The sequence below is a fragment of the Hafnia paralvei genome (assembly GCF_020150375.1).
Classification (GTDB): domain Bacteria; phylum Pseudomonadota; class Gammaproteobacteria; order Enterobacterales; family Enterobacteriaceae; genus Hafnia; species Hafnia paralvei.
The window spans coordinates 2,409,877-2,422,071 of the sequence record NZ_CP083737.1; the positions used below are offsets into that span (position 1 = coordinate 2,409,877).

Annotated in this window: 9 protein-coding genes; 3 read left to right on the plus strand and 6 right to left on the minus strand. The window is 48.0% G+C overall.

What is annotated here, in order from left to right; translation table 11 throughout:
* Nucleotides 1–104: 104 nt before the first annotated feature.
* Nucleotides 105–3,992 carry an ATP-dependent RNA helicase HrpA gene (gene hrpA / locus K9N75_RS11455; RefSeq protein WP_224451620.1) on the plus strand — a complete coding sequence of 1,296 codons (3,888 nt, stop codon included), beginning with the start codon at nt 105–107 and terminating at the stop codon, nt 3,990–3,992.
* On the opposite strand, the gene K9N75_RS11460 is transcribed toward hrpA, so the two are convergent.
* A complete protein-coding gene (locus tag K9N75_RS11460; protein WP_020303750.1) occupies nt 3,970–4,842 on the minus strand; it encodes a trypsin-like serine peptidase in 873 nt (290 codons plus the stop codon). The two genes, hrpA and K9N75_RS11460, sit on opposite strands and share 23 nt — an antisense overlap.
* 105 nt (nt 4,843–4,947) lie before the next feature.
* On the minus strand, nt 4,948–5,028 hold the full coding sequence (ydgU, locus tag K9N75_RS22915; RefSeq protein ID WP_455749055.1) for a small membrane protein YdgU: 81 nt from the start codon (nt 5,026–5,028) through the stop codon (nt 4,948–4,950).
* 270 nt (nt 5,029–5,298) lie between these two features.
* On the opposite strand from ydgU, the gene K9N75_RS11465 reads away from it, so the two are divergent.
* Entirely contained in the window at nt 5,299–6,069 is a 771-nt protein-coding gene (locus K9N75_RS11465; RefSeq protein ID WP_039186729.1) for a class I SAM-dependent methyltransferase, read from the plus strand.
* Nucleotides 6,070–6,501: 432 nt separating this feature from the next.
* Entirely contained in the window at nt 6,502–7,137 is a 636-nt protein-coding gene (locus tag K9N75_RS11470; RefSeq protein WP_224451621.1) for a hypothetical protein, read from the plus strand.
* A 149-nt stretch (nt 7,138–7,286) separates the two neighbouring features.
* On the opposite strand, the gene K9N75_RS11475 is transcribed toward K9N75_RS11470, so the two are convergent.
* The 4 genes from K9N75_RS11475 to rstA form a co-directional block, all read right to left on the minus strand.
* The gene (locus tag K9N75_RS11475) at nt 7,287–8,453 is read right to left on the minus strand and encodes a tetratricopeptide repeat protein (RefSeq protein ID WP_224451622.1); all 1,167 of its coding nucleotides are present in this window, start codon (nt 8,451–8,453) and stop codon (nt 7,287–7,289) included.
* 97 nt (nt 8,454–8,550) lie between these two features.
* Nucleotides 8,551–10,038, minus strand: coding sequence for a carboxypeptidase M32 (locus K9N75_RS11480; RefSeq protein ID WP_224451623.1), 1,488 nt, complete (start codon nt 10,036–10,038; stop codon nt 8,551–8,553).
* A 50-nt stretch (nt 10,039–10,088) separates the two neighbouring features.
* The gene (rstB, locus tag K9N75_RS11485) at nt 10,089–11,417 is read right to left on the minus strand and encodes a two-component system sensor histidine kinase RstB (protein ID WP_130961535.1); all 1,329 of its coding nucleotides are present in this window, start codon (nt 11,415–11,417) and stop codon (nt 10,089–10,091) included.
* A 6-nt stretch (nt 11,418–11,423) separates the two neighbouring features.
* Complete coding sequence (rstA, locus tag K9N75_RS11490) at nt 11,424–12,137, minus strand: two-component system response regulator RstA (protein ID WP_008813478.1); 714 nt, start codon at nt 12,135–12,137, stop codon at nt 11,424–11,426.
* Nucleotides 12,138–12,195 lie beyond the last annotated feature (58 nt).

Sequence of the window (12,195 nt, forward strand, 5' to 3'; positions counted from 1 at the left end):
ATTACAGACAGAATTTGTCTCAGTGACATCATTAAAAACAACAGATAAACGGTGGTTTTACATTTTCACCTGTTGTCCGCCATCCGTTTCAAGGAATATTGATTGTGACATCCCCGCTTAGCGCCATCGCCTCGCAGCTTGATGAACTGATGCTGCGCGATAAACAGCGTTTGATGCGCCGCATACAGGGCGCCAAAAAGGTTAAAAAGGCTGAAAGCCAACAGGCTATCGCTGATACGCTTGCCGTCGATCTGGCCAGCGCGCTGCAACGCGTGGAATCTCGACGTGCTGCCTGTCCAAAAATTACCTATCCGGAAAACTTGCCGGTTAGCCAAAAGAAAGACGAAATACTCGCCGCGATCCGCGATCACCAAGTTGTGATCGTTGCCGGTGAAACGGGGTCGGGGAAAACCACTCAACTGCCGAAAATTTGTCTGGAGCTTGGGCGTGGGGTAAAAGGTCTGATTGGCCATACCCAGCCGCGTCGTTTAGCGGCTCGATCGGTCGGTGATCGTATCGCGCATGAGCTTGATACGACGCTTGGTGGCGCGGTGGGCTATAAAGTTCGTTTTAACGATCAGGTGAGTGACAACACGTTGGTCAAACTGATGACCGACGGTATTTTGCTGGCTGAAATTCAGCAAGATCGCATGTTGATGCAGTATGACACCCTGATTATCGATGAGGCGCATGAACGTAGTCTAAATATCGATTTTATTCTCGGCTATCTACGCCAGCTACTGCCTAAGCGTCCCGATTTGAAAGTGATCATTACGTCGGCGACCATTGACCCTCAGCGTTTCTCGCGTCATTTCAATAATGCGCCCATTATCGAAGTCTCTGGGCGAACCTATCCGGTCGAAGTGCGTTATCGCCCCGTGGTGGACGATGCTGATGATGTCGACCGTGACCAGCTTCAGGCGATTTTCGATGCCGTGGATGAACTTGGACGAGAAGGACCGGGAGATATCCTGATCTTTATGAGCGGCGAGCGTGAAATCCGTGATACCGCCGATGCACTCACCAAGCTGAATTTGCCGCATACCGAAATTCTTCCGTTATATGCTCGTTTGTCAGCTAGCGAGCAAAATCGCGTTTTCCAAAGCCACCATGGTCGCCGTATTGTGCTGGCAACTAACGTGGCAGAAACTTCGTTGACCGTGCCGGGAATTAAGTACGTTATCGATCCGGGCACGGCGCGAATTAGTCGCTATAGTTTCAGAACCAAGGTTCAACGCCTGCCGATTGAACCGATTTCTCAGGCTTCGGCCAATCAGCGTAAAGGACGCTGCGGTCGCGTGTCTGAAGGTATCTGTATCCGTCTCTACAGCGAACAGGATTTCCTGTCACGCCCAGAGTTTACCGATCCTGAGATTCTGCGAACTAACTTAGCGTCGGTTATTCTACAAATGACGTCGCTTGGACTGGGCGATATTGCCGCATTTCCGTTCGTCGAAGCGCCCGATAAGCGCAATATTCTTGACGGTGTGCGGCTTCTTGAGGAACTGGGTGCCGTCAGTACTTCAGAACAAGGGCACCAACAGCTTACACCGCTCGGACGCCAGTTGGCACAGTTGCCTATTGATCCTCGCTTGGCGCGTATGGTGCTGGAGGCGCAGAAGCACGGCGCAGTTCGCGAAGTGATGATCATTACGTCGGGGCTGTCTATTCAGGATCCTCGTGAGCGTCCGAGTGAGAAGAAACAAGCCTCGGATGAAAAACATCGCCGCTTCGCTGACAAAGAGAGCGATTTTCTATCGCTGGTGAATTTGTGGGATTACCTCAAAGAGCAGCAAAAAGAGCTTTCGTCGAATCAATTCCGTCGTCAATGCAAAACTGATTATCTCAACTACTTACGCGTACGTGAATGGCAGGATATCTACACTCAACTGCGTCAGGTGGTTAAAGAGTTACGTATTCCTATTAACTCTGTGCCAGGTGATTTCCGTGGGATTCACTGTTCTTTGCTGAGTGGTCTGCTATCGCACGTTGGCCAGAAGGACACTGAAAAGCAGGAGTATACCGGTGCTCGAAATGCGCGATTTGCCATTTTCCCTGGTTCCGCGCTATTTAAAAAGCCACCTAAATGGACGATGGTTGCCGAGCTGGTGGAGACGTCTCGACTGTGGGGGCGCATCGCGGCTCGCATCGATCCTGAATGGATCGAACCTTTAGCGCAGCATCTGATTAAGAAAAGCTACAGCGAACCGCATTGGGAAAAGGCGCAGGGCGCAGTGATGGCGACGGAAAAAGTCACGCTGTATGGCCTACCCATTGTGGCTGCTCGTAAAGTTAACTACGGCAGTATCGATCCACAGGTGAGCCGCGAACTGTTTATCCGTCATGCGCTGGTGGAGGGCGACTGGCAGACGCGTCATGCGTTCTTCCGTGCCAATCAGCGCTTGCGTTCCGAAGTGGAAGAGCTGGAGCACAAATCTCGTCGTCGAGATATTTTAGTTGATGATGAGGCGTTGTTCAGTTTCTACGATCAGCGCATCGGTCATGACGTGGTTTCCGCTCGCCATTTTGATAGTTGGTGGAAAAAAGCCAGCCGCAACGATCCCGAACTGCTCAATTTCGAAAAATCGATGCTGATTAAAGATGGAGCACAGGGGGTGAGCGCTCTTGATTATCCTAATTTTTGGCATCAAGGGGCGTTTAAACTTCGTCTGTCCTATCAGTTCGAACCAGGTACCGACGCTGACGGTGTCACCGTACATATCCCGCTGGCGATACTCAACCAGATTGAAGAATCAGGTTTTGACTGGCAGATCCCGGGGATTCGCCGAGAATTGGTGATTGCGCTGATTAAATCGCTGCCAAAACCTATTCGACGCAATTTTGTTCCTGCACCTAACTATGCTGAAGCCTTTTTAGGCCGAGCAACGCCGCTGGAAATGCCGTTGTTAGAGTCGATGGAACGCGAACTACGCCGCATGACTGGTGTGACAGTGTCACGCGAAGAGTGGCAGCTAGATCAGGTTGCCGATCATCTGCGCATGACGTTCCGCGTCATTGACGACAAAAAGAAAACGCTGGCTGAAGGTAAGTCGCTTGAAGCGCTGAAAACTCAGCTAAAAGGTCAGGTGCAGCAAACGCTGTCAGAAGTGGCCGACGATGGCATAGAACAGCAGGGCTTACACGTATGGAGCTTTGGCTCTCTCCCGCAGAGCTACGAGCAGAAGCGCGGCGGTTATTCGATGAAGGCATTTCCTGCTTTGGTGGATGAAAAAGATAGCGTCGCGATTCGGCTGTTTGAAACCGAGCAGGAACAGCAGCAGGCAATGTGGCAGGGTTCGCGTCGCTTATTGCTGCTCAACATTCCTTCGCCGATAAAATATTTGCACGAAAAGTTGCCGAATAAAGCCAAGCTAGGCTTGTACTTCAATCCTTATGGCAAAGTGTTGGATTTGATTGATGATTGTATCGCCTGCGGTATCGACTCATTGATTGCCAAACACGGTGGCCCCGCCTGGAGTGAAGAAGGTTTTACTCAACTTCATGAACAGGTGCGTGCAGAACTTAACGACGAAGTCGTGTCGATTGCGCGTCAGGTGGAACAAATACTCACAACGGCCAATGGCATTAATAAACGGCTCAAAGGCCGTGTTGATATGTCATTAGCGCTGGCGCTGTCAGATATCAAAAATCAGGTAGGTAATCTTATCTACCGTGGTTTTGTCACCGCTACCGGTGCATCGCGTTTGCCTGATGTGGAGCGTTATCTGCACGCCATCGAACGGCGGTTGGAGAAGGTGGCGACCGATCCTCATCGTGATCGTGCGCAAATGCTAAAGGTCGAACAGGTACAGCAGGCATGGAAGCAAATGCTCAATAAGCTACCGGCACAGCGTGCCGGAGAGCCCGAAATCAAAGAAATTCGTTGGATGATCGAAGAGCTGCGCGTGAGTTATTTCGCTCAGCAACTGGGTACACCGTACCCAATTTCAGAAAAACGTATCATGCAGGCTATTGATCAGATTTTGGCTTAGCATTTTGTTGAACTAGGCGTTTTAGGCCGTCACTGAATGCGGTGACGGCCACCGCTCTATTATCCGCTAGCGCGCGGTTTTCGGCGGCGGGTGCAGAGCTTTGAATAGCAATAAGCCGCCAGCCGTTATCCGTTGTCATCAGCAGCGGCGAACCACTGTCTCCGGGCAACGTATCGCACTGATGACTCAGAACTCCCGTTTGTGCCCATCCCATTACCAGACAATTTTCATGGCTGTATAAATCATCCAGATGGTCTTGCGGATAACCCGCCTGTGTGACTAAACGCTTGTTGGCTTTTAACTCTGCGGTAAGCTGTTTACTGTTGCCTTGCCATAACGGCAGTGGTTCGATGGGCGGCAGCCGATCGCTCTCTATTTCCACTAAGCCATAATCTTGGGGGGCGGCGGAAGAGGGCACGATCCATCCATCTCCGTCGGCTTTAAGGCGTTTGCCGAGCTTAGGATCAACCAAAGTACGCAACTGAGTTATTTCATAGCGCCATTTTTGATTATGCGAAGAGAAACGTAGGGCAATCGCAGGGTCAATCTTGCCGGGAGGCGTCAGTAAACAGTGACCTGCGGTTAGTACTAAACGCGAGGTAATCAGCGTTGCAGTGCACAAATTTCCGCTTTCTGTTTCTATTTGGCCAATCGCATTCCACGGCGATTGCGTGACGTTGGTTATTTTTATGCGATCGTCTTTGCCATAGAACAGCTGTAACTGTTGCGTCGGAGTGAGTATTTCATCATCGGCCTTGGCAGGAAGTGTGTTGATGGCACAATAAAAAACTGGAACGCACAACGTAATAGAACGCAGTAATTGCATAGAGCGGAACCCAATTGCAGTCATCCATTTACTCAGTAGTTTAACCAAATGATTGATTACTGCGAGGAATATTTGCGTTGAATAGGTGCGTTTCAGCGATGTTTTCTCGTTTGCTGCTTTCACATCCAACTACAGATAAAAGCACGCAGTAATGATCCCGCACACAATCAGCGATATAAGAAGCAGTTCAAACCCATAGCGTCGAAACATATGCCATCCTCGAACCCTTCGCAGTCACTGATTTCCATGGCTAACCGATCTTTATCGTTAACACTGGCGCGCACGGCTGAATTATTCTCAACTTCAGGAGATGATTAATCTTAGATTATCGCCACTTCAACGACTGTGAGTGATTGGTTTCGGCATGTAACGCTTTGTACTTCGTATGAAAATAATTCAATAGTGTGCTATTGAACCCCGCTAGACGCCTGACTATAGTGAGAAAATCGCTTTTTAAGTAAGCAGACATCAGGAGTATGCATGACCAATAAGCAGAGTCACCATCGCGCGGTCGATCGTCAGTTTGCCGATCAGGCAAACGCCTATCTTGGTAGCGCCGTGCACGCACAGGGCAACGATTTACAACGTTTAGCACGATTACTTGAAGGTGACGACTTTGACAGCGTTCTCGATCTCGGCTGTGGTGCTGGGCATGCTAGTTTTGCCGTCGCGGCTCAGGTTCGCGAGGTTGTTGCTTATGATCTCTCTGATAAAATGCTTGATGTGGTGCAACATGCCGCGCGCGACAGAGATATAGACAATCTTGTCGTCCAGCAGGGCGTTGCAGAATCTCTGCCATTTGATGACGAATCATTTGATGTCGTGATTAGCCGTTATTCCGCTCATCATTGGTATGATGTTGGAAAGGCACTACGCGAGGTAAAGCGGGTGTTAAAGCAGGGAGGAAGGGCTATTTTTATGGATGTTGTTTCTCCGGGGCATCCTGTTTTAGATGTCCATCTGCAAACGATTGAAATTTTGCGAGATACATCGCATGTCCGTGATTATACGCCAGGCGAGTGGCTGTCATTTTTTACAGAGGCCGGATTACGTGTCCAAACGGTAACCTCAGACCGTCTCCATTTAGAATTTAGTAGCTGGATTGCACGCATGCGCACGCCAGAGTCGCTAGTTACCGCCATCCGCGTCGTTCAAGAGAGTGCATCCGAAGAAGTGAAGCTGCACTTTGAACTTCAGCCTGATGGTTCGTTTACCAGTGATATCATGATGTTTGAGGTTGTTAAGAGTTAAAACGATCGCCGGAGCAGGTTTCCGGTGGTTTTATCTCTCTTTTTAGTTACAACATACATTGTAAGTTAAGCCATAACAGCAATCTGAAAATCCTGCATTTCTTGTAAGTAACAGGAATATGTCATGCTGCTAAAAAAGCTTATTAGGCAACAGAAGGGCGACAAACACCGTATTTATAACACCTGCGAAATAGCCATCTTTCTCAGAATAATATATTGCTAGATATCACCAGCGTACAATTTACTTTTACTGTTGCTTCAATTTAAAATTGTTATCGCTGTGAATTTCATCATAATCAATCAGTTACTTTAACTTCTGATAGGTTAATTTTGGACAAGACTGCCTGCTGTTATTCGTAATATATTCGTCACTATCGCTTCAAGTTTTGGCCTGATAAGATCACTTAGAGTAACAACTAAGGATAAACACTCCATGTCAGCCTTGCTAAAACAGCTTCACGCTATGTCAATAAATAAGGTACAGCCTCCAGATGAATTATTGGCATTATATAACTGGATAGAAGAAAATGGATTTATAGAAGAATATAATGATGGCTTTCTATATGGCAGAATTAGCCATGATTGGGAATATACGCCAGATATTACCTTTACTGCATCCTATCAAGAGAGTATTCATCATTGGTTTGATTTGCCAACAGTCACAGAGGAAATCGCATCCAGACTCGTGATTTTTGCAAGCAGCGGCATGGATGGCTCCATGCTGGGACTGTGGCTTGATGATGACAAACAGGTAAGGTTTGTGCATCTTGGGTCCGGATCTGGATCCATGCTTTGCTGTATCATCGCCGATAACGCACGCGATTTTCTTTCTTTACTCGCGATAGGCTATGCTGAAGTAGGCGATGTGTATGATTTTTCTTTACCACCGGAAGAATTAGGTGACAAACCTAAACTAAATACTTTATTTCTAGATTGGTTAAAACGGGAATTTTACATTACTCGGCCTCGTAATGCCTCGTTGATAGTGAAGAGACCAGCTGAAATAGGCAGCAAAATAGCTAAGGATCCATTTTGTCAGTGGTGCAATAAGCAGTTTAATAACACTTGATTTATGCTAGGGGGACTCTTTGATTTATTCATTCAAGAGTCCACTGTTCGAGCATTAATTGGAGGTGAAGCATTTTTTATATTACATATTTTCGATCTATTGCTAGTGACCTCAGGTGTGGCAATAGATCGGTATACGTCCTTCAGTCGTTAATTCCCGTTTACTGCAATATAAAACGCTTTTTCTTTGGCATATATTTCTTTGGCTTTTTGTAAGTCAGAAGCCGACAGTTCTTTTTCAATAGCATCTCTTTCATCTCGCGAGTCGGGAGTCGCGTCTATACCGAGCGAGCACCAAGACCAAGCGGTGATATTATCTTTGGCAACGGTGATCCCATTATGAAGATAGTAACCGGTACGATATGCCGCATAGGTATCCCCTTGTGCTGCGGCTTTTTGGTACCAAAATAAAGCGCGTTTCTGATTCAGAGGTTCCATTTCCTCATAAATTTGCCCGAGTGCCGTCTGGGCGGACATATTGCCATTTGAAGCGGCTAGCTCGAGCCATTTAACCGCTTGCTGAATGTCATGCTTATGAATCAGCGAAAGACCAACAGCCAATTGTCCTCGGGCGTAACCTTTATTGGCAGACTTCATATACCAGCTAAGCGCAGCGTCATCATTGCCTTCGTTGTCGCGAATAAAATATCCAAGCTCAAGCATGGCCTCAGCGGAACCATTGTTAGCGGCCAACGTTAGCCACTCTTTTCTTAACTCAAGCTGATTCTTCATTAACATGAAAGGGTATTCTTTGAGAATGTCGGCAACTTCTAGCTGGCTGCTAGCATCGCCAGATTTCGCCCATATAGAGAACCAGTACAGCGATTTTTCTAAGTTTTTCAGTGGCATCTGCGCATAAATACTCGCGAGGCTTCTCTGTGCGGGGCGGTATCCTTGCTCAGCAGCGCGTTCAAACCAATCTTTGGCTTTTGGCTCGCTGCGTCGTGGATAATAATTTTCATAGTCTGGATCGGCGCTAAGGATCGTGCCGAAATCGTGTTCTGATTTAGGGTCACCGCTTTTTGCTTTTTTTTCTATTTCATCGTATCGATGACGGAGTGCGGTAAGGCGTTGGCCTCCTTCTTCTGAATGACCGAGTAGCACGGCTCTGCGATAGTAAGTTAACGCTTCACCCAAATTTTGCTCAACGCCTTCAGCGTTCTCAAAATGTTTGCCAAGCTCAAGGCTGGCCTGGATATCACCTTGGCCAGCCTTAATTTGTAGCGCTTTAATATCTTGAGAGGCTGCATTTACTGAGGATGAGGCCAGTATTGCAATCAGCAGTAGGTTGTTTAGTGAAACTTTAGCTATTGCCATGATCGTTTTTCTTCCTTGAAAAATTAGATAAACAAATACGCGCCATTTTATCGAGATATCCATTACTCATCTATCAGCGCTGGCTTCAACCTTCTTTCTACCTGTCTAAATAACGCTGTTCCAAATGACGGCGGAAGAAGCTTGGATTGAGTGTTTCGCCGCTGGCATTTTTTATCAATGTATCAGTGTCGAAACGAGAACCCTGTTGCCAGATATTCTGACGCAACCAATCAGAGAGCGGTGACAAGTCTCCGCGCAAAATCTGGCTGTTCAAATCTGGCAACGCCACTTTAGCAGAGGCAAATAGCTGAGCGGCATACATCGCACCTAGCGTATAAGTCGGGAAATAGCCAAATGCACCATCGGTCCAGTGAATATCTTGCATGCAGCCATCGCGGAAATTATCTTTGGTGCTGAGTCCGAGGTAAGCCTGCATTTTCTCATCCCAAAGCTCTGGAATGTGCTGCACATCAATATCCCCCTCAATTAACGCTCGCTCGATTTCATAACGCAGAATGACATGAGCAGGGTAGCTCACTTCGTCGGCATCAATACGGATATAGCCAGCTTCCACGCGCTGATTGATGCGTTTGAAATTAGCTGGATCAAAAGCAGGCTGATCGCCAAATGCTTTTTGTACGTAAGGACGCAAAAACGTGAGGAAAGGCTCGCTACGAGCGAGCTGCATTTCAAATAGCAAACTTTGAGATTCATGAATTGCCGTCGAACGCGCCTCGCCAATCGGCTGTCCAGCCCATTGTTTTGGCAAGTTCTGTTCATATCGTGCATGTCCGGTTTCATGCACAATGCCCAGCAATGCGCTGAGAAAATCATTTTCAGTATAGCGGGTCGTAATGCGGACATCTTCAGGAACACCGCCACAGAAAGGATGTGCGCTTACATCCAGTCGGCCATGATTAAAATCAAAGCCAAGCACTTGCATAATGTCTAGACCCAGAGCGCGCTGTTTCTCAATGGCGAATGGCCCCTGCGCTGAAAGTGTTTTTTCTGCGCTTTGCTTCTCAATAATGTTTTTCAGTAATTCTGGCAGCCAGCTTTTTACATCCGCAAAGATGGCGTCTAAGCGCGCGCTGGTCATTCCTGGCTCATATAAATCAAGAAGGGCGTCATAGCGGCTAACGTTGGTTGCCTCAGCGCGGATTTGCGCTTCTTCACGGCTTAACTCAACCACCGGAGCGAAATTTTTCACAAACCCAGACCAGTCATTCTCGGGGCGCTGAGTTCGCCATGCATGCTCACATTTCATTCCCGCTAATGACTTGGCGGAAACAAACTGGTCAGGCAAGATCACTGCCTGCTGATATCGGCGTGCAATCTCGTGCAAGTTAGCTTGCTGATCGGTATCAAGAGACTCATTTTTTGCCTGTTCAATCCAATCCGCTATCTGTGGAGCAGTTAACGTTTGGTGCATGAGAACACTGAGTTCAGATAAGGCTTCGGCGCGAGCCTGACTCCCGCCGGAAGGCATTTGAGTCTGCATATCCCAGCCCGTTATAGCGGAAAGGTGTGACAAGCGAGACAGGCGTGTAAACGTATCGCGTAGCTGATCGTAGGCTGTTGTCATCGTAGACTCCCTATGCCTTGCGGCAATTAAACAAATTAAAAATGAGAAGATCAGTGGGTATGCGATTGTTCGGTTTGTGCACCGTTCGTCGTTGGCGTATTGGTCTGACGGCGTGGCCAACTGAATAGCAACGATGCTCCCCCCAACGAACTGCCGCTAGCCGAGATGGTGCCTTGATAAGCTTGCGCAATGCTGCAGACAATGGCTAAACCGAGTCCACATCCACCGGTTGCCCGATCGCGGCTTGGGTCAAGTCGGACAAAAGGCTCAAATATTCGCTCGCGTTCCTCAGGAGGAATACCAGGGCCGTCATCCTCCACCTGTAAACATGCGTTATTACCGTCAAACCATAACCCAACGCGCAGTTTTTTCTCGCTGTAGCGCAGGGCATTATTGACTAAATTATCTAGCACACGCTCCATCAAGCGCAGATCGACGGCACCAAAATCGCCTTCATGGGGAACATCCAGCGTGATTTCATGTTCTGGATGAATCATCTGAATATCCGCAATCCGTTCGGCCAGCCATTTGGGCAAATCGATGGCTTCAAGATGGGTTTCTACCTGTGGGCGGTCGAGTCGCGCATAGGTTAAGAGTTCATCAATGAGGCCTTCGAGCTGTCCAATATCTCGATTTAACGCCGTTTGTTCTGACTCAGACAGATTGTCACTCATTGCAAGGCGATAGCGTAGGCGCACCAGCGGCGTACGCAGCTCGTGAGCAATACCGTCAATCAACTGCTTTTTACTGACGATCAGCGTATTGATATTGTCGGCCATTTGATTGAAGGCCACACCTAAACGATGCAGGCTAGAGGTAGCGTCGAAATGCGTTCTTTCCTCCAGATGACCTTCACCCAAACGCTGAGCGGCGTTCTCAAGCTGCAATAAATCCTGCCAATGTGGTCGCATCCAAAGAAACACGGGCAGCGCAAGTGATAAACCGATAAACAATAGTAGCGCTAAATCTAGCAGGCGCATTTCGTGCAGATAGAAAAGATAGGGAATAGGGCCAACCGCTAATACATAGTGGCTACGCGGTATGCGCTGAATAAAGGAATATTCACTGTCTAACGCCACAATTTCGCCGTTACGCAGCTTCTTTTCAAGCTCAGGTGCTAACTGCCGCTTGCCTAGCGGTTCGATATGAAATTTGAAGGACAAATTCCAATCAAGTTTGTTGATGGTCTTATTCCAATCTCGCGGAGGGATTTCGCGCAGTTCGCTGCGGATCAGATAGAGCGAGCTCTTCATCAGGTCATCCATCGACTGGCGCCCAGCGCGCTCGGCGGTCACTTTATAAACGAGCCCTACCAGCATCGCCATAACCAAGAAGCAGACGAACAACAGAAGATAAAATTGGACAAAAAGCTTTCTCATCGAGAGTTATTCCCACGCGTTCGGTGCAAACAGATAGCCCTTATTGCGTACAGTTTTGATCCGGAACGGCTCAGTTGCGCTATCGTCTAATTTACGCCGTAGGCGTGAGATCGCCACATCGATACTGCGGTCCATACCGTCGTAGCTGACACCACGTAGCGTGAGTAACAGAGCATCGCGATCCATGATGGTGCCTGCGTGTGTCGCCAGCTCCCACAACAGATCAAAATCTGACGTTGATAGGCTGATATTTTTATCTTTCAACGTAACTTGACGGTTAACGGGGTCGATACGTAACTGGCCAAAATGGATGCCATTGCGAGTGTTAGTTGGCAACGTTTCCGTCTCAGAGGTCAAAGTCTGATGTTGACGAAGGTGCAAGCGTAGGCGCGCCAATAGCACCGCTGGCGGTGTAGTTTTCAAAATGTAATCGTTGGCGCCCATTTCCAAAGACAGAATATGGTTCATATCACTATCTAAGGAGGTCAGTAGTACGATTGGACCTTTATAAACTGGCCGTAAATCGCGGCACAGTGTCATCCCGTCTTTGCCTGGCAACATGATGTCGAGCAAAACTAAATCAGGATTAAGGCGAACAATCGTCTCCATCGCGGTATCACCGCGTGGTTCGATGGTGACATCAAGATCGTGCTTGCCGAGATAAGCGGCTATTAGCTGGCCAACCTCTGGATCATCTTCAACGAAAACAATGTTGTTCATAACGATTCTTAAGCCTTAGCGTGAAGAAAACTCATAAGAACGGTGCAATCTAAGCGAG

Coding starts and splice junctions, on each gene's coding strand:
- rstB (WP_130961535.1), bottom strand. CDS start 11,417: ATGAGAAAGCTTTTTGTCCAATTTTATCTTCTGTTGTTCGTCTGCTTC.
- rstA (WP_008813478.1), bottom strand. CDS start 12,137: ATGAACAACATTGTTTTCGTTGAAGATGATCCAGAGGTTGGCCAGCTA.
- K9N75_RS11475 (WP_224451622.1), bottom strand. CDS start 8,453: ATGGCAATAGCTAAAGTTTCACTAAACAACCTACTGCTGATTGCAATA.
- K9N75_RS11460 (WP_020303750.1), bottom strand. CDS start 4,842: ATGACTGCAATTGGGTTCCGCTCTATGCAATTACTGCGTTCTATTACG.
- K9N75_RS11470 (WP_224451621.1), top strand. CDS start 6,502: ATGTCAGCCTTGCTAAAACAGCTTCACGCTATGTCAATAAATAAGGTA.
- ydgU (WP_455749055.1), bottom strand. CDS start 5,028: ATGTTTCGACGCTATGGGTTTGAACTGCTTCTTATATCGCTGATTGTG.
- K9N75_RS11480 (WP_224451623.1), bottom strand. CDS start 10,038: ATGACAACAGCCTACGATCAGCTACGCGATACGTTTACACGCCTGTCT.
- K9N75_RS11465 (WP_039186729.1), top strand. CDS start 5,299: ATGACCAATAAGCAGAGTCACCATCGCGCGGTCGATCGTCAGTTTGCC.